The organism is Bradyrhizobium zhengyangense (genome assembly GCF_022012555.1).
GTDB lineage: Bacteria > Pseudomonadota > Alphaproteobacteria > Rhizobiales > Xanthobacteraceae > Bradyrhizobium > Bradyrhizobium zhengyangense.
Genome location: NZ_JAKLTZ010000013.1, coordinates 25,365 through 46,480, shown reverse-complemented (window position 1 = coordinate 46,480; position 21,116 = coordinate 25,365). Strand labels below are relative to the sequence as shown.

Annotated in this window: 19 protein-coding genes; 4 read left to right on the top strand and 15 right to left on the bottom strand. The window is 64.4% G+C overall.

The window, feature by feature from the left end; translation table 11 throughout:
- Window positions 1-164: 164 nt before the first annotated feature.
- The 6 genes from L6639_RS33225 to L6639_RS33200 form a co-directional block, all read right to left on the bottom strand.
- Window positions 165-470 (bottom strand): hypothetical protein, encoded by a 306-nt coding sequence (locus L6639_RS33225; RefSeq protein WP_237865831.1) that lies wholly within the window; start codon window positions 468-470, stop codon window positions 165-167.
- Window positions 471-567: 97 nt separating this feature from the next.
- The gene (locus tag L6639_RS33220) at window positions 568-2,214 is read right to left on the bottom strand and encodes a GMC family oxidoreductase (protein ID WP_237865830.1); all 1,647 of its coding nucleotides are present in this window, start codon (window positions 2,212-2,214) and stop codon (window positions 568-570) included.
- 16 nt (window positions 2,215-2,230) lie between these two features.
- Window positions 2,231-2,824 (bottom strand): GNAT family N-acetyltransferase, encoded by a 594-nt coding sequence (locus L6639_RS33215; RefSeq protein WP_237865829.1) that lies wholly within the window; start codon window positions 2,822-2,824, stop codon window positions 2,231-2,233.
- A 111-nt stretch (window positions 2,825-2,935) separates the two neighbouring features.
- Complete coding sequence (locus L6639_RS33210; RefSeq protein WP_237865828.1) at window positions 2,936-3,862, bottom strand: SMP-30/gluconolactonase/LRE family protein; 927 nt, start codon at window positions 3,860-3,862, stop codon at window positions 2,936-2,938.
- Window positions 3,863-3,998: 136 nt separating this feature from the next.
- Entirely contained in the window at window positions 3,999-4,856 is an 858-nt protein-coding gene (locus tag L6639_RS33205) for a GyrI-like domain-containing protein (RefSeq protein WP_237865827.1), read from the bottom strand.
- A gap of 213 nt (window positions 4,857-5,069) precedes the next feature.
- Window positions 5,070-5,417 (bottom strand): hypothetical protein, encoded by a 348-nt coding sequence (locus L6639_RS33200; protein ID WP_237865826.1) that lies wholly within the window; start codon window positions 5,415-5,417, stop codon window positions 5,070-5,072.
- A gap of 186 nt (window positions 5,418-5,603) precedes the next feature.
- On the opposite strand from L6639_RS33200, the gene L6639_RS33195 reads away from it, so the two are divergent.
- Window positions 5,604-5,828 (top strand): hypothetical protein, encoded by a 225-nt coding sequence (locus L6639_RS33195; RefSeq protein ID WP_237865825.1) that lies wholly within the window; start codon window positions 5,604-5,606, stop codon window positions 5,826-5,828.
- A gap of 278 nt (window positions 5,829-6,106) precedes the next feature.
- Here the strand turns inward: L6639_RS33195 and L6639_RS33190 are convergent, their stop codons facing one another.
- Window positions 6,107-6,763 carry a glutathione S-transferase family protein gene (locus tag L6639_RS33190; RefSeq protein WP_237865824.1) on the bottom strand — a complete coding sequence of 219 codons (657 nt, stop codon included), beginning with the start codon at window positions 6,761-6,763 and terminating at the stop codon, window positions 6,107-6,109.
- 121 nt (window positions 6,764-6,884) lie between these two features.
- On the opposite strand from L6639_RS33190, the gene L6639_RS33185 reads away from it, so the two are divergent.
- Entirely contained in the window at window positions 6,885-8,108 is a 1,224-nt protein-coding gene (locus L6639_RS33185) for a polyhydroxyalkanoate depolymerase (protein ID WP_237865823.1), read from the top strand.
- A gap of 41 nt (window positions 8,109-8,149) precedes the next feature.
- Here the strand turns inward: L6639_RS33185 and L6639_RS33180 are convergent, their stop codons facing one another.
- The 7 genes from L6639_RS33180 to L6639_RS33150 form a co-directional block, all read right to left on the bottom strand.
- Window positions 8,150-9,079, bottom strand: a complete 930-nt coding sequence (locus L6639_RS33180; protein ID WP_237865822.1) for a helix-turn-helix domain-containing protein — start codon at window positions 9,077-9,079, stop codon at window positions 8,150-8,152.
- A gap of 223 nt (window positions 9,080-9,302) precedes the next feature.
- Window positions 9,303-11,171: an ABC transporter ATP-binding protein gene (locus L6639_RS33175; RefSeq protein ID WP_237865821.1), complete on the bottom strand. Its 1,869-nt coding sequence runs from the start codon at window positions 11,169-11,171 to the stop codon at window positions 9,303-9,305.
- 8 nt (window positions 11,172-11,179) lie between these two features.
- Window positions 11,180-12,106 carry a 2-hydroxyacid dehydrogenase gene (locus L6639_RS33170; RefSeq protein ID WP_237865820.1) on the bottom strand — a complete coding sequence of 309 codons (927 nt, stop codon included), beginning with the start codon at window positions 12,104-12,106 and terminating at the stop codon, window positions 11,180-11,182.
- Between the two features lie 7 nt (window positions 12,107-12,113).
- On the bottom strand, window positions 12,114-13,442 hold the full coding sequence (locus tag L6639_RS33165) for an NAD(P)/FAD-dependent oxidoreductase (protein WP_237865819.1): 1,329 nt from the start codon (window positions 13,440-13,442) through the stop codon (window positions 12,114-12,116).
- 34 nt (window positions 13,443-13,476) lie between these two features.
- Complete coding sequence (locus L6639_RS33160) at window positions 13,477-14,352, bottom strand: ABC transporter permease (protein WP_237865818.1); 876 nt, start codon at window positions 14,350-14,352, stop codon at window positions 13,477-13,479.
- Window positions 14,353-14,356: 4 nt separating this feature from the next.
- Window positions 14,357-15,307: an ABC transporter permease gene (locus tag L6639_RS33155; RefSeq protein WP_237865817.1), complete on the bottom strand. Its 951-nt coding sequence runs from the start codon at window positions 15,305-15,307 to the stop codon at window positions 14,357-14,359.
- Window positions 15,308-15,334: 27 nt separating this feature from the next.
- Window positions 15,335-17,026 (bottom strand): peptide ABC transporter substrate-binding protein, encoded by a 1,692-nt coding sequence (locus L6639_RS33150; RefSeq protein WP_237865816.1) that lies wholly within the window; start codon window positions 17,024-17,026, stop codon window positions 15,335-15,337.
- 204 nt (window positions 17,027-17,230) lie between these two features.
- Between L6639_RS33150 and L6639_RS33145 the strand changes: the two genes are divergently transcribed.
- Entirely contained in the window at window positions 17,231-17,863 is a 633-nt protein-coding gene (locus L6639_RS33145; RefSeq protein WP_237865815.1) for a helix-turn-helix domain-containing protein, read from the top strand.
- Window positions 17,864-18,029: 166 nt separating this feature from the next.
- The gene (locus L6639_RS33140; protein WP_237865814.1) at window positions 18,030-19,892 is read left to right on the top strand and encodes an ATP-binding protein; all 1,863 of its coding nucleotides are present in this window, start codon (window positions 18,030-18,032) and stop codon (window positions 19,890-19,892) included.
- 18 nt (window positions 19,893-19,910) lie between these two features.
- Here L6639_RS33140 and L6639_RS33135 read toward each other — a convergent pair whose 3' ends face one another.
- Complete coding sequence (locus tag L6639_RS33135) at window positions 19,911-20,936, bottom strand: AraC family transcriptional regulator (RefSeq protein WP_237865938.1); 1,026 nt, start codon at window positions 20,934-20,936, stop codon at window positions 19,911-19,913.
- Between the last annotated feature and the right edge of the window lie 180 nt (window positions 20,937-21,116).

The window sequence follows — 21,116 nt, the reverse complement described above, 5'->3', positions numbered from 1 at the left end:
CCGCAGGCCTCGAAGGATGGAGGGCCAAGATGTAGAGGGGCTATCGCCCTTCGAGGGCCGCTAATGCTCGGAGGGTGGGTCAGCGTAGCGTAACTCACTCTTTCGTTTCCGCATCGGCAGCAGTGGTGGGTTACGCTACGCTAACCCACCCTACGCGGATCGCCCTAGGGAACACCAAGAACCTCTTGCAGAGTATTGAGAACCTCGGTCACAAAACGCTCGTAGGCGATACGATCACCACCTCTCTCAGAGATCCGTTTGGTCTGCCAAACCAGAAAGGACGGCAGATACCAAAGCAAGGATACCAAGCGCTTTGGTACCGTCTCTTCATCGCCTATACTGATCATACGCAGGGTTGCGAGGACGGCTTGCCGCCGGACGGCGTCATAATCACCGTTGCGGACACGATCGAAGAAGCCATTCGTATCCCATTCGGTTTCCAGCTGTTCGACGATCGCACCGATGTCCATCGGCTGTCTCCCGACTCGCGGAGACTCGCCCTCACCCGGATCGCATCTCCGATGCGATCCGGCCTTTCCCGGCAAGTGGGGAGAGGCGAAGACACCCTCACGCCACCGCCGCGTCCGGAATCCGCGCGGCTTCCATCGGCGCCTTGCCGCGGATGAGGTCCGAGGCACGATCCGCGATCATCATCGTGGCTGCGTTCAAATTCGCCGAAATCATGCGCGGCATCACCGAGGCGTCGATGACGCGGAGGCCCTCCAGCCCGTGAACGCGGAGCTGGTCGTCGACCACTGCCCACGTGCTGTCGGCCGGGCCCATGCGGCAGGTGCAGCCGGGGTGGAAGGTGGTGGTGCCACGCTCGGTCGCCGCATGCAAAAATTCGTCGTCGGTGTTAACGTTCGGGCCGGGGAAATCCTCGTAGGCGTAGTAAGGCGAGAGTGGCGCGCTCTTCAAAAGGCGCCGGGCGAGCTTCATGCCGCCGACGATGACGCGGCGGTCGAGCTCGTCGTCGAGATAGTTGGTCTGGATGATCGGCGGCGCGAACGGATCATTGGAGCGGATGCGGACATAGCCGCGGCTCTCCGGGCGCTGCTGCCAGGAGGCCACCGTCATGCCGGGCTCGTCTTCGAGCTGGCCCTGCACACCTTCCTTGTAGCTTGCCGGCGTGAAGGTGAGCTGGAGGTCGGATGAGTCAGCGCTCTCGCCGGAGTGCCAGAAGCAATAGACCATGGTCGGCGACAGCGAGAGCAGGCCCTTGCGCGCCGTCGCCCATTTCAGCGCTTCGATCCAGAGCGAGAAGCCACGACGAAGCTCGTTGATGGTCTTGATGTCCTTGACGCGCGCGACCGTGCGTGGGGCGTAATGATCCTGCAGGCCTTCGCCGACCGGCAGCGCGTGGCGCACCTGGATGCCATGGGCGTTCAGCAGATCGGGCGAGCCGATGCCGGAGAGCTGCAGGAGCTGCGGCGAATTATAGGTGCCGCCGGAGAGGATCACTTCCTTGTTGGCACGCACCTCCACCGGCGTGCCGCCGCGGCCGCCCCTGGTGTAGCGCACGCCGACGGCGCGCTTGCCTTCGAAGATGATCTCGGTCGCATGCGCATGGGTGTGCACATGCACGTTGGGCCGCTTCATCGCGGGCTTGAGGAACGCGGTCGAGCCTGACACGCGCAGGCCCTTGTCGATGGTGCGCTGGCAGTAGGAGACGCCTTCCTGCTTGGCGCCGTTATAGTCGGGGTTGCGGGGAATGCCGAGCGAGACCGCGCCTTCCATGAAGGCTTCGCAGAGCGGATCGCGCCAGTCCATGGTGGTGACGGTGAGATTGCCGTCGCGCCCGCGAAAATTGTTGTCGCCCTCGCCGACCCGCTTCTCCAGGCGCTTGAAGTAGGGCAGCACGTCGGCATAGCCCCAGCCGCGATTGCCCATCTGCGCCCAGGTGTCGAAATCCATGCGCTGGCCGCGGTTGTAGATGTGGCCGTTGATCGAGGACGAGCCGCCCAGCGTCTTGCCGCGCGGCGCGTAGATGCTGCGCCCGCCGGTGTAGGGCCCGACCTCCTGCTGGTAGGCCCAGTTGATGCTCTTCATGTGGAAGGTCTTGATGAAACCCGCCGGCAGATGGATGTAGGGGTGCCAGTCGTTCGGGCCCGCCTCGAGCACGCAGACGCTGATATCAGGATCTTCGCTGAGCCTGGAGGTAAGGATGCAACCGGCCGAGCCCGCGCCGATGATCACGTAGTCAAATCTATCCATGGTGCCCCGGCCGCCCCTAGCGCGGCTTTTCGTTGAGTTGGTAGTTGAGATGCGCCTTCACCGTCGGCCATTCTGCCGCCGTGATGCTGTACACGACGGTGTCGCGCAGCGTGCCGTTCGGCGCGACTTGATGGCTGCGCAAGATGCCGTCCTGCTTGGCGCCGAGACGCTCGATGGCGCGGCGGCTCTGGTGGTTGAAGAAATGCGTGCGGAATTCGACCGCAATGCAGTTCAGCGTCTCGAAGGCGTGCTGGAGCAGGAGCAGCTTGCACTGGGTGTTGAGTGGGCCGCGCTGCGCGCTCTTGCCATACCAGGTCGAGCCGATCTCGACGCGACGGTTGTTGGCATCGATGTTCATATAGGTCGTCATGCCGACGATGTTGCCGCCGGCATCGAACACCGTGAACGGCAGCATCGAGCCCGCCGCCTGAAGGCCGAGGCGGCGGTCGATCTCCTTGCCCATGTTCTCAGGCAACGGGATCGCGGTGTACCAGAGCTTTGACAGCTCGCCGTCCTTCACGGCCTCCGTCAGCCCCGGGAGATGTTCTTTCGACAGCGGCTCGAGACGGGCGTGCTGTCCACGCAGGGTGATGGGATCAGGCCAGGGCATTTGAGAGACTCTCCGTTGTCATTGCGAGCGCAGCGAAGCAATCCAGATTGTCACCGCGGACGCATTCCTGGATTGCTTCGCTGCGCTCGCAATGACGGTCACTAGCACCGTTTACTTGTTTAGGAAATTGAGGGGCAAACCGCCGCGCGGCCAGTCCATGGCGATCAGCTCGCCCTTGCCGGACAGCGTGACATAGGCGGTCTTCAGCTCGGGGCCGCCGAAGGCGATGTTGGTGGTGACGCGGTCGCCGGTCGGGACCTGCTCGACCAGGGTCCCATCGGGCGCGATCACCGAGATGCACCCCGAAACCAGGGTGGCGACGCAGACATTGCCATTCGCCTCCACCGCGAGCGAGTCGAACATCTGGTAGCCGCCAAGGCCGCAGATCGGCTTGCCGCGCTCGCCGCGATAGATCACCTCGCGCGGCTTCAGCGTGCCGGGCGCCGAGAGCTCATAGGCCCAGAGCCGTGCCGTCGGCGTCTCCGCGATGTAGACGGTGTTCTCGTCCGGCGACAGGCCGATGCCGTTGGCCGGCAGCACGCCGTGCACGACTTCGACGATCTCCTTCATTCCGGGCTTGAGATAGTACATGCCGCCGACATCCATCTCGCGGGGACGGCGCTTGCCGAGATCGGAGAACCAGAGGCCGCCGTGCTTGTCGAATACCAGATCGTTCGGCCCGCGCAGATCGTGCTCGCCGCATTTGGTGACGACGGTCTCGATCTTGCCCGTTTGCAGATCGACGCGCTGGATCGAGCCACCGAGATAATCCTCGGGCTGCGGCCCCGGCATGATCATCTTGCCGGTCGGAATCCAGGAGAAGCCGCCATTGTTGCAGATGTAGATCTTGCCGTCGGGGCCGAGCGCGGCGCCGTTCGGGCCGCCGGGGACCTTCGCGACGATCTCCTTGCGGCCATCGGGATAGACGCGGGTCAGACGCTGGCCACGGATTTCCACCAACACGACCGAACCATCCTGCATCACCACGGGGCCTTCGGGAAATTCGAGGTCGGTGGCGAGAACGCGGATGTTGGACATGGTGGGACCTCCCGGCAGCTTGTTATGGCTTGCTCGGGATGTCCGGCACGGGCCCCGCTGGCAAGTTTTGCCAGCGGTTATGACAAAGTAGGTCCCCCTTGCCAAGCAAGCGGGATGGTATGCCAGCGTTGCAGCGTTACTCCTTCACCGGCACCCAAATCTCGAAGCCGCCATTGCCGGTGACGGGATCGAACTTCTCGTCATAGCGCTCGAAATTCGGGGCGTCCGCGGCCTTGTAGCTAGATGCCGGCAGCCATTGATTCCAGATCGCGTTGACGGTGCGGCGGATCGAGGCGACGTGGTCGCTGTGGGTGAACACCGCATAGCGCTGCTCGGGTATGCGGATGCGGCCGAAGCCGCGTGGCAGATCGGAAAAATCGCGAACCTCGACGCCGGCGATGTAATCGAAGTTGCCGGAATCGTCGCCGTTGCAGCAGACGCCGTAGGCGACTTGATTTTTCCCTTCATTTTTCCCTTGGCCGACGCGCTCGGGAATGTCGGTGACCTGCTGGTGGAAGCGCGCCCACATGCCGGGGATGATGGCGCCATTGTCGCAGGAGATGCGCTCGGCAATGCCGGCCACGAGGAAGGCCTTGGCGGTTTCGAAACGCGGAGCTTTGAGATTGCTTGAGATCGTGGAGTCCATGAGGATCGGCTCCTGAAGCCTGAGCTGGTGGGTGCACGTCGCCGCTCGCACCGTTTCGGGCGTGGTGCCGAACTGGTCGCGGAACGCGCGGGTGAATGCTTCGTGCGAGCCGTAGTCTGCCTCCAGCGCGACGCTGAGAATGTCCGGCGCGCCCTTGGCGAGACTGCGTGCCGCCTCACTCAGCCGCCGCGCGCGCACGTAGCGCATCACCGGGAAGCCGGTGGCTGCGGCAAACGCGCGCACCATGTGGAACCGCGACACGCCGCCGATCGCGGCGATCTCGTCGAGCGTCATCGGCTCGGCCAGATGGCTTTCGATGTACCAGAGCGCGCGCTGGGCTGGATTCACGGGTTAAGGCTCTCGTTCGAAGCGGGGGGATGATGCGCCTTTGCCCCGCGCCTTGCTTGATCAGGATTGCGGTCGAGCCGCAGGCGCTGAACTCGTAGGGTGGATTAGCCGAAGGCGTAATCCACCACTTCTGTCTCCTCGGAAACGATAGAGGTGGGTTACGGTGAGCAGATGCGCTTTGTGCATCTGCTCAGCTAACCCACCCTACGGCACCTACTTCGCATCCTTCGGCGGCGGCGCATCCTGCTTCTTCTTCAGATCCTCCGCCTGCTTTGCCTGCGCGGCCTGGAGATCGCCGATGGTTTTCTGCAAGCCGGCGAGCGTCACCTTCAGCGCATCGATCTGCCTGATGGCGGCATCCAGCTTCTGCTGATGATCGAGATTGAGCTTGGTGATGGTCTTCTGCAGGAAATCGACATTGCTCTGCAGACAGCTGGTTCGCCGCTCCATGGTCTTCTCGACGGTGCAGATCTCGATGCCGGGAACGTCCTGCGCCGCGACCTGCGTGTGCGCGACGAGCGGTAACACGACGAAAGAGACGGCAGCGATCCGGCGCAACATCAAGGTTCCTCATTAAAATCGATCACGGCAATGTGCGCCGATTGCGCAGAGCCGCGTGAGGCTACCACACTCGCACCGCATTCTCGCGTTGAGCTTGGCGTGTTCCCTTTGGACAGGGGAGCACTAAACCGCGCGCGGAAGAAGTGGGCGCTCTTTCCGCGGCTTTGATTAGGGGAGATTTTTGGAATGGCAACGCGCGATAGACGTCTGGCGGAATTCGATGGCACCGGAGAACCGCCACCTGGCGTGCCCGTCGAAGTGCTGTGTGAGGACCACAGCGGAACGTATCAGTTGCCCTTTGCCTGCCGCTACGTCGAGGGACGCTGGCAGAACCACGCGGCCGGCGTTCCGGTAGAGGCCACCGTCATCGGCTGGCGCGTGCCGCGCGTGAAGCATTCCGGCGCGGCCTGACGCCGCGCGTGTCTCAAAATGCAACGGGGCCGCGCTCTGCCTTAACGAACGGAACGCGGCCCGAACGAATCACGTCCGAATCAGCCCGATAGCTTCGTACGCTGCTGTTCACGGCTAGATGTCGACATGGTTGCGCCGGCACGCACAATATCTGCGCAGCGCGCAAGATCGCGCTGCCGATGACCGGCTTCAAAAGTTAATATTCGCAAAGACATAGAGGCAGGTGCGGGCGCTGGCCGCGTCCGCTCCGGAAACAGGCAAGGCCTGACGGCGCCTGCCTAATATTCGACCTCGAGCTCCTCGATCTCGGCCGGCTCGTCCTTGGCGGCCGCGATCCATTCCTTCATCTCGGGCATGCCCATGATGGTGTCGGCATAGGTCTTCAGAAGCGGGTCGAGCTTGACGTCGTAGGTGACGAAGCGCGTCACCACGGGAGCGTACATCGCATCGGCCATGGTGCGCTTGTCGCCGAACAGGAACGGGCCGCCCGACTTCTCCAGGCAATCGCGCCAGATGAACCAGACCCGGTCGATGTCGGCCTGTGCGCGCGACCAGATCTTGAAACCGGGGAAGTGCCCCTTCAGGTTCACCGGCAGCGAGGCGCGCAGCGTGGTGAAGCCGGAATGGATTTCGCCTGAGATCGAGCGGCAATGCGCACGCTGGACGCGATCATCAGGCAGCAGCCCGGCTGACGGCATCACCTCGTTGAGATATTCGGCGATGGCGAGCGTATCCCAGACCGTCGCGCCCTCGTGCCGCAGGCAGGGCACTAGGATCGAGGACGACAGCAACAGGATTTCGGCGCGCGCCGACGCGTCATCAGGCGCGGTGATGATCTCCTCGAAATCGAGCCCGGAGAACTTCGCCAGCAGCCAGCCACGCAGCGACCAGGACGAGTAGTTCTTGCTGCTGATGGTCAGTGTCGCCTTCGCCATAGGGCCCTTCCCTCACGTTTCCGACCAAGTGCGCAGCAAGCGACGTGCCAATTCCAAGGACGGGCCGCTCTCGTCTGGCTCCGATATTGCATGGCGGCAGCGGATAGGCGGGCGCTTCAGTATGATGTCGATGTATTATCAGGCTTTTCAGAACCAGATGGATTTGACGGCACCGTTGCGGGCGGGCGCCTCCTCCGCGCTCAAATTCCTCCATCTGGTACCGCAGGGCATGTCGGACCAGGTGGTCGGCCGGCTCTCCGCGGCGCTGGAGCTGATCTCGCGCTCCACCCTCACCTATGACCGCCCGGCTTACGGCATCAACAGTGTCACGATGGGCAATCGCGAGGTCGGCGTGACCGAGGAGATCGCCTACGCCACGCCGTTCGGCTCGCTGCTGCATTTCAAGAAGGACGGCGTGAGCGAGCAGCCGCGCATGCTGCTGGTGGCGCCGATGTCCGGCCATTTCGCCACGCTCTTGCGCGGCACGGTGAAGACGCTGCTGCAGGACCACGATGTCTATATCACCGATTGGCACAATCCGCGCGACATCCCGCGCAGCGAGGGTCGTTTCGGGCTCGACGACTACACCGAGCATCTGATCGACTTCCTGGGGCAGCTCGGCCCGCGGCCGCACATGGTGGCGATCTGTCAGCCGTCGGTCTCGGCGCTCGCGGCCGCGGCGATCATGTGCGAGGGCAACCATCCCTCGCGCCCCGCGACGCTGACGCTGATGGCGGGGCCGATCGACACGCGGATCCAGCCGACCAAGGTCAACGAGTTCGCCAAGAGCAAGCCGATCGAATGGTTCGAGCGCAACTTGATCAACTACGTGCCGGTGCAGTGCCGCGGTGCGTTCCGCAAAGTCTATCCCGGCTTCGTGCAGCTCACGGCCTTCGTCTCGATGAATCTCGAGCGACACATCAAGCAGCACATGGATCTCGCCAACCACATTGCCAAGGGCGAGAAGGAGAAGGCTGCGACCATCAAGACCTTCTACGACGAATATTTCGCGGTGATGGATCTGCCGGCCGAATTCTACATCGAGACCGTGCGCGACGTATTCCAGGAGCACCTGCTGCCACTGGGCAAGCTGATGCATCGCGGCCGCCCCGTCGACACCAGGGCCGTCAGCCGCATGGGTCTGATGACGGTCGAGGGCGAGAGGGACGACATCTGCTCGATCGGCCAGACGCTTGCCGCGCAAGACCTCTGCACCGGCGTGCGCGCCTATCGCCGCGTCCACCACATGCAGGCCGGCGTCGGCCATTACGGCGTATTCTCCGGCAAGCGCTGGAACAACGAGATCTATCCGCTGCTGCGGGATTTCGTGCACGTGAATGCGTGAGGCGCCTGGCCGCGCTATCGGCTCGCCGACAAATGCGCTGATCAGGCCTCCGTCGCCGGCCCGCCAGACGTCTCGCGGCGCCACGCGCCCGGGCTGACGCCGACCATTTGCGAGAAAACCCGCGTGAAATGGCTTTGATTGGCAAAGCCCGCCGAGATCGCGATCTCGGACAACGGAAGGCCGCGAACCGCCATCATCTGCTTGGCGGCCTCCACGCGCTGGCGCAGCAGCCATTGGTGCGGCGGCAGGCCGGTGGAGATCCGGAAGGCGCGCGAGAAGTGACTGACTGAAAGACCGAGCTCCGCCGCAATCTGCTGCAGCATGAGGCCGCCTGAGAGATCGGAGTCGAGCCGCTCGCATGCGCGCTTCACCTGCCATGGCGCGAGGCCGCCCCGGCCGGGCTCGACGACAGGCTTCAGCCCACCATAAGTCAGACCGACATGCGCGGTAAACGCGAGCAACATGTGATCGACGAAAAGCTGATTGGGCTCGTCAGGCCGGCGGAAACCCGCCAGCAAGGTTGCGCCGATATGGCGGACAACCTCATCATCATGGCCGACACCGGGGCTGTAGTTGAGCTCTTCAACGCGCGATGCGCCGGGCTGCGTTGCTATGTCATTGAGCGCGGAGCGCGGCAGATAGAAGAACAGCGAGTGAAATGGCTTGTCGATCACATAGCGCGGATCGCGTTTGAGGTCATAGAGATAGGTGGCACCTGCACGGACATTCGCCTTGGTGACGAAGCGACCATTCTCCCAGCATTCGCAATCCGGGTAATCGCGGATCTTCAGGCTGACGAGATAGGCATCTTCCGCAGGCAGCGAGCCCGAAAATTTCGGCACCGGGGCGTCGTTGCGCACCTCCGTGACCGCGAGTGCTGCGCTGCGCAGCGAACGCGTGACAAGCACCGGCGCGTCCCTCACATGAAGGCCACGCCCGAGCCTCTGCCCGTAGACGCCAGCTTGTGTCATCTCAGAAAATCCACCCGCGGAAGGCGTGTCTTCGCCAGCCTCTGCGCGTCGATGCATTATCAAGATCGACCGCCCGCGGTCCAGCTAGCAGGCGGTCACGCTCAATCGCTTTGCGGTGAATTCATTGTGAATTCAGCGCGATCTGCCCAGAAGGTATCACGAACAGCAGCGGCAGGAACTTGTAGGCACGTCATCGTCGTGCGTTCTCGAAAAGCCTTCGAAGCTACGCCGACCATTCCTCGCCCCAGACCTGCACGACATGGCCGGGTGAGACCTCGCGATATTGCCGGGCCGGCGGCTGGTAGTCCGGCGCGCGCACCGGGCTCCTGATCTCGTCGTTGGCGACCTCGCGCTTGCTTCCGCGGCGGGACGGATCAGGGACAGGGACGGCGGCCATCAGCTTCTTCGTATAGGGATGCTGCGGATCGCCGAACACGGACGCGCGCGGACCGATCTCGACGATCTCGCCGAGATACATCACGGCAACGCGGTGGCTCATGCGCTCGACCACGGCGATGTCGTGGGAAATGAAGAGATAGGCGAGGCCCATGCTGGCCTGGAGATCGAGCATCAAGTTCACGACCTGCGCCTTGACCGAGACGTCGAGCGCGGAGACCGCCTCGTCCGCGACGATCAGTTTCGGTCCGAGCGCGAGCGCGCGTGCGATGCAGATGCGCTGGCGCTGGCCGCCGGAGAATTCGTGCGGAAAGCGCGCGGCCATATCGGCGGAGAGGCCAACACGCACGAGCAGGTCCGCAACCTTGTCGCGCGCTTGCGGGGCCGTGGCGAGGCCGTTGGCCAGCAGCGGCGCGGCAATCGCCGTGCCCACCGACATGCGCGGATTGAGGCTGGCGAAAGGATCCTGAAACACGATCTGCATGTGCTTGCGGAAATCGCGCAATGTGCGGCCACTCATGGCGAGCACGTCCTGGCCGTCGATCAGAACGGTGCCGCTGTCGGGCTCGGTGAGCTTGAGAATGGAGCGGCCGGTGGTCGACTTGCCGCAACCGGACTCGCCAACCAGCGCCAGCGTTTCGCCGGCACGTAAAGTGAAGGAGATATTCTCGACCGCATGGACCCGGCCCGAGACCTTGCCGAACAGGCCTGAGCGGATCGGAAAGCGCGTGGTGAGGTTTGACACCTCCAGCAACGGACGTTCCGCGGTCGAGACGGTATCGGGTGTTTCAGCCGGCTCGTCCGAGGTGCCCGTGACCTTGTCGACGATGGGGAAGCGCATCGGCCGCGGACGCCCGTCCATCGAACCGAGCCGCGGCACGGCCGCGAGCAGCGCGCGGGTGTAGGGATGCGAGGGCGCGGCAAAGATGCGCGCGGTCGCATCCGTCTCCACGGCCTGCCCGCCATACATCACGACTGTGCGGTCGGCGATCTCAGCGACCACGCCCATGTCGTGGGTAATGAAGAGGATCGACATCCCCTCCTCCTGCTGAAGCTCCTTCAACAATTCCAGGATCTGGGCCTGGATGGTGACGTCGAGCGCGGTGGTCGGCTCGTCCGCGATCAGAAGCCTGGGCTTGCAGGCAAGCGCCATCGCGATCATGACGCGCTGGCGCATGCCGCCGGAGAAGCGGTGCGGATGCTCGTGGAAACGCGACTTTGCCGCAGGAATGCGGACGCGATCGAGCAAGCGGATGGTCTCGGCCTCGGCCGCAGCACGCGACAAGCCGCGATGCTGGATCAACGCCTCCGCGATCTGGAAACCGATGGTGAGCACCGGATTGAGACTCATCATCGGCTCCTGGAAGATCATCGCGACGTCATTGCCGCGGATGTCCTTCATGCTCGTTTCAGGGAGTGTCAGCAGATCGCGGCCGGCAAGCGCGATGCGGCCCTCGATGCGGCCGCTCTCTTTGGGAATGAGCCGCATGATCGAGAGCGCGGTGACGCTCTTGCCGGAGCCTGACTCGCCGACGATTGCCACGGTCTCGCGCGGCGCGATGTCGAAGGAGACGCTGCGGACGACCGGGATCCATTCCCGCTCGCGCAGGAACGACGTGGTCAGGCCCGCGACCGACAGCACCGGCGTCTGTGCGTCCGCGACGACTCGATCAGATCTCGTTGCACCGATGCTCATGCGAATCCCTAGTAACCGCGGCTACGGTCGACCAGCCCCGGCAGCGCTTCGCCGCGGCGGTGGCGCGCTATGACGTCGAGCACGAAATCGACAGCGGAATCCGGGCTCGTCATGCTGGCATTGTGCGGCGTCAGCAGGATACGCGGATGGCTCCAGAACGGATGCCCCGTCGGCAGGGGTTCGGGATCGGTGACGTCGAGGACGGCGCCGGACAGCACGCCGCTGTCGAGTGCGGCGAGGAAGTCAGCCTCGACAAGATGCGGGCCGCGCCCGACATTGACGAGGCAGGCGCCCCGCGGCAGGCGCGCGAACAAATCGGCGTTGAGGATGCCGCGGGTCTCGTCAGTTAGTGGCAGCAGGCAGACGAGAATGTCGGCCTGCGCGAGAAACTCCGGCAGCGAATCCACACCCGAATAGCAGGTGACGCCGTCGATCTGGCGCGGCGAACGATTCCAGCCGAGCAGCGGAAAGCCGAACGCCCTAAGGCGCTCGAGCACGGCCTGCCCCAGCTGGCCGAGCCCCATCACACCGACGCGCCGGCGCTTGGCCGGCGTAATCCGGATCTCGCGCCAGACCTGCTCCTTCTGCTGGTTGATGAAGTGCAGGAGATCGCGATGCAAGCCGAGCACGGCCATGGTGACGTACTCCACCATGGTCTCGGCGATGCCGGGCTCCAGCATGCGAACCAGCGGAATGTGTGCCGGAACCTTTTTGATGTCGAACTGGTCGACGCCCGCGCCGACCGAGAACACCAGCTCGAGATTGGGAAACGTCGTCGCGATATTATCGGGCGGCACCCATGCCACGAGATAGCGGATATCGTTGGGATCGCCGATATCGGGCCAGAGCCGGAACGGCACATCGGGCGCGCGCTGCACGAAGAGGCGCGCCCACTCCGCGCCGCGCACCAGATTGGCCTTGTAGAGAACCGTCATGCGGGCCTCAGAACGGGCTGACTGGCGCGAGCCGCCGGCCGTCGATCATGCGCTTGTGGCTGTAGGCGGCGGGATCGACCAGCGGCGTCGCATTGGTGACAATGTCGGCGGCGAGCTTGCCGGCCGCGGGCCCGATGCCAAAACCATGGCCGGAGAAGCCGGTGGCGAGGAAGAAGCCGGGCAACGCGTCCACCGGCGAGATCACCGGGATCGTATCCGGCGTGCAGTCAATGGTGCCGCCCCAGGCCTCCGCAATCTCGATGTCCTTCAATTCCGGATTGGCCTTGATCAGCGAGGCCAGGGCCGCATTGACCAGCGAGATGTCGGGCGCGGGATCGCGCACGCGTTCGGTCTCGAACGGCGACGGCTTGTCAAAGCTCCAGCTGGTGCCGCGCATGATCTGGTCGAGGAACGACTTGCCGAACGACAGCTTCAGCCCGCCTTTGCGATGCTGATAGGTCGGCCAGAAAGTGCGCGCGTAGCGGAACAGATCGGGCGACAGCTCAACCGTGCCACGGTTGCGCAGGGCCAGCGTGAACCCGCCGTCGAGGCGGCGGCGGATGCAATAGAGATCGGTGCCCAGCGCGCCGGACGTGATCTCCGGCGCCGGCGTGGTCCGGCATGCCGTGGCGTTAACGAGACCGATCGGCAGCTCGATGCCGTGGCGGCGGCAGAACAGCGACGACCACGCGCCGCCCGACAGCAGCACGGCACGCGCTTTGATCGTGCCCTTCTCGGTGACGACGGCGCTGACCTTTCCGCCTGTCGTCTCCAGCCCGCGCGCGGCGCAGCCCTGGTGAATTGTGACGCCATGCTTGCGCGCGGCGGTGGCCAGCGCAGGCACCGCCATCGACGGCTCGGCGCGGCCGTCGCTCGGTGTGTGCAAACCGCCGACCCATGTGTCGGTATTCCCGGGCATGCGCGCGGCCACTTCTGCCGGCGTCAGCACGGTGGAGTGCACCTGCATCTCGCGTGCGACCGCGGCCCAGCGCTCCCAGCTTGCAAGTTCGTCCTTGTTCTTGGTCAGGAACAGCACACCTGTGCGGCGGAAGCCGGCGTCGACGCCGGCGTCGTTCTGCATGTCTTCCCACAGCCGCAGCGCTTCGCGTGCGAGCGGAATTTCCTCGCGCGCGCGGCCCTGCTGGCGGCACCAGCCCCAATTGCGGCTCGACTGCTCGCCGCCGACATGCCCCTTCTCGACCAATGCGACCGACAGGCCCTTCTTGGCCAAATGATAAGCCGCAGAAACGCCGATAACGCCGCCGCCGATGACGACGACATCAGCCTGCGGCGGCAGGCGTTCGTCGCTGTTTATACGGTTGAGCGGCGGGGACATGATGCACTCCTGGGCGTCGGTTCGTGTCTTTTCGTCATGAGATATTCATCCGCGGATCGAGCGCATCGCGCAGGCCGTCACCGAGGAAGTTGAAGCTCGTCACCGCCAGCGTGATGACGACACCGGGCGCGATCGCAAGCCAAGGCGCGCTGGTGAGATAGATCTGCGCATTGTTGAGCATGTTGCCGAGGCTCGCGGCCGGCGGCTGAATGCCGTAGCCGAGATAGCTGAGATAGGATTCCAGCAGGATCGCCTTGGCGACGTTGAGCGTCGCAGCCACCAGGATTGGCGCCATCGCATTGGGCACGAGCTCGCGGAACATGATCCGCAGGTTCGACGAGCCGAAGGCGAGCGCGGCCACCGCGAACTCGCGCTCCCGCAGCGAGCGCACCTGGGCCTCGACGACCCGTGCCACCCACATCCAGGCGGTTGCCGCGATCAGCACGGTGGTGGTGACGAAACCGGGCTCGGTAAGCGCCGCCAGCGCCAGCAGCAGGAAGATGGTCGGAAAACACAGCACGGCGTCGACCAGCCGCATCAAGACCGCGCCGACCACGCCACCATAGAAGCCGGCAAAGGCGCCGACGACGATGCCGACCACCATCGCGATCACCATCGCGACCAAGCCGATCGACAGCGAGACACGTGCGCCCATCATCAACCGCGCCAGCACGTCGCGGCCGAGTTCGTCAGTACCGAGGATGTGCGCGCCCGAGAGCGGCGGCGCAAACCGCTTCAAGATGTCGATATAGGTGTCATCGAACGGCAGCAGATAGGGGCCGAACGCCGAGCCGAGGACGAGCACCAGAATGGTCACCGCGCCTGCCAGCGCGAGCCGGTGCCGGCAGAAGCGTCGCCACGCGCCCTGGCCGGGTGTGGGATGAGCGGTGGACAAGACTGCAGTCGCCATCGCTTCAGCCCACCCGGATGCGCGGATCGACCACGGCATAGAGGATGTCGGCAATCAGCGAGCCGATCAGCACCATGATCGCCGAGAACAACAGGATGCCCATCACCACGGGATAATCGCGATAGCCGATGGAATCCAGGAACAGCCGGCCCATGCCAGGCCAGGTGAACACGGTCTCGGCCACCAGCGCGCCGCCGAGCAGCGTCGGGAATTGCAGGCCCGCGACCGTGATCATCGGCAGCAGCGCGTTGCGCAAGGCGTGGACGGTGAGGATGCGCCATTCCGGCATGCCCTTGGCGCGCGCGGTGCGGATGTAATCCTGGTTGATCACCTCGAGCATGGAGGAGCGCATGAAGCGGCCCCACATCGCGGTCTCGACCAGTCCCAGCACCAACGCCGGCGCGATCAGATGATGCAGCAGGTCGAGGAAAGAGCCATCGCCGACGGTCTCGCGATTGCCCGCCGGCAGCCAGCCAAGAGTCACCGAGAAGACGTAGATGGTGACGAGACCGAACCAGAAAGTCGGGATCGACAGCGCGATCATGGCGCCGACAGTCGCGAGCGAATCGAACAGCGAGTAGCGCCGGAGCGCGCCCAATATCCCGATCCAGCAGCCGAGTAGCACGGCGACAATCGTCGCCGTGACCATCAGCTCCAGCGTCGCGCCGAGATGGGAGGAGATCACCGACAGCACCGCCTCGCCGTCGCGATAGGACTTGCCCCAATCGCCCCTGAGCATGCGGAGGAACCAGTCGAGATACTGGATCGGCAGCGGGCGATCGAGCCCGAGCTGCTTGGAGACGCGGTCGAGATCCTCCTGCGTCATCTGCGCGGAGGCTGCGAATTGCGACAGCGGACCGCCCGGCGCCAGATGCAGCAGAGCGAAGCCGATCGCGGAGACGATCACCAGCAGCATCACTGCCTGCGCCAGCCGGTTGAGGACGTAACGGGCCATCTCAGGCGATCCAGCCAGCCTGAGGCGTCAGGCCCAGTACCATTCGCGGATGTTCCAGCAATTGGTCGACGTGTTGATGTTGGGACGGAAGCCTTGCAGCCCCTCCTTCACGCCCTCGGCGATGAAGCCCTGGAACAGCGGCAGGATCGCAAGGTCGTTACGGATCAGCTTCTGCAGGTCGCCATAGGTCTTCTTGCGCTGTTCGAGATCGAACTGCCTGGCGCCTTCGGCAAGAAGACGATCAGCCTCAGCGCTCTGGTATTGGTAGGTGTTGTAACCACGGCCGCCCTTGGCCGGAATCGCACCGGAGCCGAACCGCGGCGTCACATCGGGATCGCTGCCCAGCATGAAGTTCACGCCGACGATCACCGAGTTGAACTTCGACTGCTGCCAGAAATCGCCCCAGATCACGGCGGCCGGCATGTTGTTGACGCGCATGCTGGCGCCGATCGCGCGCCAGTCCTGGATCAGGAGCTGCTGGGTCTGCTCGCGCACGGCATTGCCTGATGTGGTCGAATTGGTGAATTCGAGCTTCACGCCGCCCTTCTCGCGGACGCCGCCGGAGCCGCGCACCCAGCCTGCCGCATCGAGCAACGCATTGGCCTTGGCCGGATCGTATTTATGCTGCGGCAGGCCCTGCTGGAACGACCAGGCCTCCTGCGGCACGAAACTCTCGGTCGGCATCGGCAGGCCGTAGTTCAGCGCATCGATGATCGCCTGCTTGTTGATGGCGAGATAGAGCGCCTCGCGCACCGCGTGGTCGGCGAAGGGACCGAACTCCAGATTGGGCGCGATGTGCTCCACTGACGACGTCGACGAGACGAAGATCTTGCTCGCTTTCAGCGCTTTCGCCTCCTGCACGAAGTTCGGCAGGATGCCCTGCAGGCCGGTGTAATCGACCTGGCCGGTGCGGAACTGGGTATAGAGGACAGTCAGGCTAGGAATGTACTTGAAGACCACGCGTTCGACGTAAGGCCCTTTGCCGTGATAGCCGGCATAGGCGTTGACCTGAATGTGGTCGCCGGGCACGCGCTCGCCCCAGCGGAACGGCCCGGTGCCGACGGGCGCGTTGTGGAACGGCGACGAATTCGGATCGGGCACCTTCTCCAGGATGTGCTTGGGCACGATGAAGGTGAGCGACAGGATCGACATGTAGGGCGAATAGGGAGCTTCCATTCGCCAGTGGATCTCGTCAGGCGCGATGATCGTGATGTCCTTGACGAGGCTGTGGCCGACACGGTTGCGAACACGGAAGTCGGGATTGTTGATCAGGTCGAGCGAGAACTTGACGTCGTCGGCCGTGAAGACCGTGCCGTCGTGCCATTTCACGTCCTTGCGCAGCTTGATCTTCCAGGTCAGGCCATCGGCCGAAAGGCCGCCATTCTCGACCGTCGGGACTTCGCGCGCGAGGTCGGGCACGAACTTGCCGTCGGAATCGATGAACCAGAGCGGCGAGAAAACCTGCCACCAGACGCCCTGGTCGACTTCGATGCCGGGCATCAGGGGATGAAAGACGGTCGGTTCCTGCGACAGCGCGGCGATCACCTGCCCGCGCGGCTTGTCCGGCGGAGTGCCCGGGCGTTCGGTCTGCGCAAAGGCGCTGCCTGACAGCGTCCATCCCGCCGCGGCGCCTACGCTGAGCTGGAAGAATTGCCGGCGATTTGCAAGGCCGAGATGATGCAATCCGCCAACGCCGAACTTGCCGGTGCTGTCTGCCATGACCAGTCTCCGTTCCCGCACGCGGCACCTCTCCCGCGCCCCAGACCCCGGCAAGGGACAGGAGTGGGCTTTAGTGCTTCTAAATTTTTCAGCCAAAATTTCATCATGACTAAATACAGCTGTCAATCGCATTGCTAGGATGCGCGACCTTTTCACATCGCAGCCGGCCATGCCGGCAGCGCGGGAATGCTTGGAGAGAGCGACATGGATGGTCGCGGCGAAACTGATCGCCCGAAGGACGCCCCGGCGGTTGGGACCGATGATGCGATCGATGCGCGTCTCGGCGAGACCGTGCGGCTGCTGCGCCAGCGCGCCGGTCTCTCGATCCAGGACGTCGCCAACAAGACCGGTCTCTCCAATGGCATGATCAGCCAGCTCGAACGCGCACGCGCGATGCCCTCGATCCGCACGCTGCGCCTGCTCTCGATCGCGCTCGACGTGCCGATCTCCTATTTCTTCGAGACCAGCGATCCCGCTGATGTGCAGCGCTACATCGTGCGCAAGAACAACCGCCGCCTGCTGCGCCTCACCGCGAGCGGCGTCGTCAAGGAGGCGCTGACGCCGGAAGGCAAGGGTCAGATGGAGCTCTACGAGCTCACGCTCAATCCCGGCGCCTCCTCAGGGACCGACTTCCTCCAGCATATCGGCGAGAAGGCGGGCTACGTCCTCTCCGGCAGCCTGCGGCTCTGGCTCGACAACCAGGCCCATGTGCTGGAAGCCGGCGACAGCTTTCGCTTTCCGAGCGTCGTGCCGCACATGTTCGACAACCCGACCCAGCAGGCGGCGCGCGTGATCTGGGTCACGACGCTACGCCAGACCGATCCGCCGGCCGGCTGAAGCAGGCCCGCGCCCCATACCGCCGGAAAATGCCCTCGACGCCGCCGCAGGGAGTCTGTAGCTCACAGGGAGCCGGACTCCTTTGACAGGGCGGACTTGGAGACCCCTTGGCAGGCCCGGTGGCGGCCCCTTGGGGGTCCGCGGCAGACGTCGGTGGTGTGAGAGCATGAAACTCAGGGGGCTTCTGACTCTTGCGATGGCCGCGCAGGCCGTCGTGACCGCCGTGGCTCTCTTCGTGGCGCATGCGATGGCCGGCAACGGCTTCGGCGCTGCTCAGATTATTGCCCTGCTTGCGAGCGGCGCCGTTGCGGTGCTGCTCGCGCACATCTGCGCGCGCAGCATCGCGAAGTCACAGCAGAAAAGCGACACCGACCAACTGGCCGAGCAGGCACAGGCGCGCGCGGACAGCGCGCAGATGACGCAAGCCGTCATCAGGACCGCGCTCGACGCCTTCGTGCAGACCGACGAAACCGGCATTGTCCTGGAGTGGAGCCTGCAGGCCGAGGCCCTGACCGGCTGGTCGCGGACGGAAGCCCTCGGCGCCGACGTCGTCGAGTTGCTCGTCGCCGAGCCGCTCCGCGCCGGGTTCCGGCAGCGCATGATGCGCATCCTGCCGGAACTGTCCGATACGCCGATCGGCATTCGTTTCGAGGCGACCATCCTGCACCGGACCGGCGACGAGATCCTGATCGAGGCGTCGAGCACCGCGCTCCGCATTGGCGACCGCACCGTCATCAACGTTTTCGTCAAGGACGTGACGCAGAGGCGCGCAGCCGAGGAGCAGCTGATCCAGTCCCAGAAGATGGAGGCGGTCGGCCAGCTCACCGGCGGCATCGCGCACGAGTTCAACAACATGCTCACTGTCATCACGGGCACGATCGAGATCCTGGCCGAGGCCGTGAAGGACAATCCGCCGCTCGCCACCATCACCAAGCTGATCAGCGAGGCCGCCGACCGCGGCGCCGCGCTGACCTCGAGCCTGCTGTCGTTTGCGCGCAAGCAGGCGCTGCAGCCGGCCGAGATCGACGTCAACGATTTGCTCGAAGAGCTCTCCAAGCTGCTGCTGGCGACGTTCGACAAGAAGATCGAGATCATCAGGAAGCTCGACGGCAATATTTGGCTCGCCTACGCCGACCGCGGGCAGCTCAGCGCGGCGCTGCTCAATCTCGCGATCAACGCCCGCGATGCGATGCCGGAGGGTGGCCGCCTGACGCTGACGACGCGCAATGTGGTGTTCGGCGTGCGCGAGGCCGTTGCGGTCGGCGCCGGCTACGCCGGCGACTATGTCGAGATCGAGATCACCGATACCGGCACGGGGATTTCGCAGGCGCACGTCGAGCGGATCTTCGATCCGTTCTTCTCGACCAAGGAGGTCGGCAAAGGCACCGGTCTCGGGCTCAGCATGGTGTTCGGCTTCGTCAAGCAGTCCGGTGGCGGCATCAAGGTCAAATCCGAGGAAGGCCGCGGCACGACCTTCACGATCTATCTGCCGAAGGCAGAGACCAGCGCATTGCGTCCCGCAAGCTATGACGCGCGCAAGGTCGTGGGCGGAACGGAGACCATTCTCTGCGTCGAGGACGACCGCGACGTCCGCCAATACGTCACTGTCCAGCTCGAAAGCCTGGGCTACAAGGTCATTCCCGCCGCCAGCGCGACCGAAGCCCTTGCAATTGCGGCCAGCGGCACGCCGTTCGACCTGCTGTTCACCGACATCGTGATGGCCGGCGGCATCAACGGTCGCGAGCTTGCGGACCAGATGGTGGCTGCACGGCCCTCGCTGCGGGTGCTGTTCACCTCAGGCTATGCCCAGGAGGCCCAGCACGCGCCGGGAAGCGCCACCACGGGCGCGCCACTCCTGACAAAGCCCTACCGCAAGGCCGAGCTCGCACGCATGCTGCGCCGCTCGCTCGACACCGCCGTCGATGCCGTGGGCGATGCGATCCCGAGACCTTATTCGGTGCAGGCTGACGTCGAGGGGTTCTTGCGCAGGCAGGCCGCCGAAGACAGCGCCACGCGATCACGAAAATAGATCACCCGGCACCTCTCGCTAGCTCATCCGCCGCCGCAGCCTTGCCGACGGAGTCTCGCCGAATTTTTCGCGATAGGCTCCGGCCATGCGGCCGAGATGGGTGAAGCCGAGATCGAAGGCGATGTCGGTGATGGATGCATCCGGCGACGCCTGCGCGAGCCGGGTGTGAAGACCGGCGAGCCTGATATCGAGCAGCATCTCCGAGATCGACATCCCGAAGTGACGGCGGAAGCCGAGTTGAAGCGCACGGATGCCGATGCCGGACACACAGGCCAGCTGCGCAAGATCGAGCGGCTCGCCGGCATTGTCCGCAAGATAGTCCCGCGCAGCGCGAAGCGCGCGCGGCAGACGCTCGGCTTGACCCGAGAACGTTGTGATCGAATCCGACAGGCCATGCCGCTGGCCATTGAGCAGATGATCGAGCAGCAACTCGCGCCAATCAGCCATCGCCAGCGGTGAAAGCCTGCCGGACGGCCCCAGCCGTTCGGCAAGCATCATCAGCTCGGCCAGGCTGGCTTGCAGATGGCGGCCCGAGGGCCCGCCCAGGTCGATCACGGGATCGAACTCGACCGCAGCGGCCGCCCTGCCCGACAGCGCCGCGGCACGCTGCTCCACCATGCGGCGATCGAGCAGCAAGATCGCTTGCGCACAGTCACGCCACGTCATCTGCGTCGCGATGGTCGGCGACAGCAGCGAGGCAGTCTTGCCAGGCGCGGCGTCGAATCCGCTGGCACCAGCATGAATATGGGCGCTTCCCGTGAGCGGGATCTGGACAAGGAAGAAGCGATCGAGACAGCCGGGATCGATGCTGACGGTCCCACCATAGGCCACGTAGTTGATGGAAAAGCCGTCGAACGCGGCGCAATTGTGCCGGGCCGAAAATCCGGAAGCGCGGGCTTGCGCCGGCTTCAGATCATGCGGGCAGAAGATGCGACCGATCTGCTCGGCCGCTTCATCGACATCATCAGTGGTGACGCGGGCGAAGGCCGCAAGCCGTTCGGTTGCGGGTGGCCTGGCGCTCATTTCCAGCACGGCTGCGGACATCATCGACCACGCTTCGCGTCGCGGAATTGCTTTAAGCCTATAATAGTTCCCGGGGTGCGAAAAGGGCCGTGTCGCAAAATCATCGTGCTGCATGGCAACAGCCGTGCCGGATTCGTTTAGCGGATAGACAGGTGCCTGCGCGTGGCTGAAGCTCCACCCTTGCCGGTATCCAACAGGAGG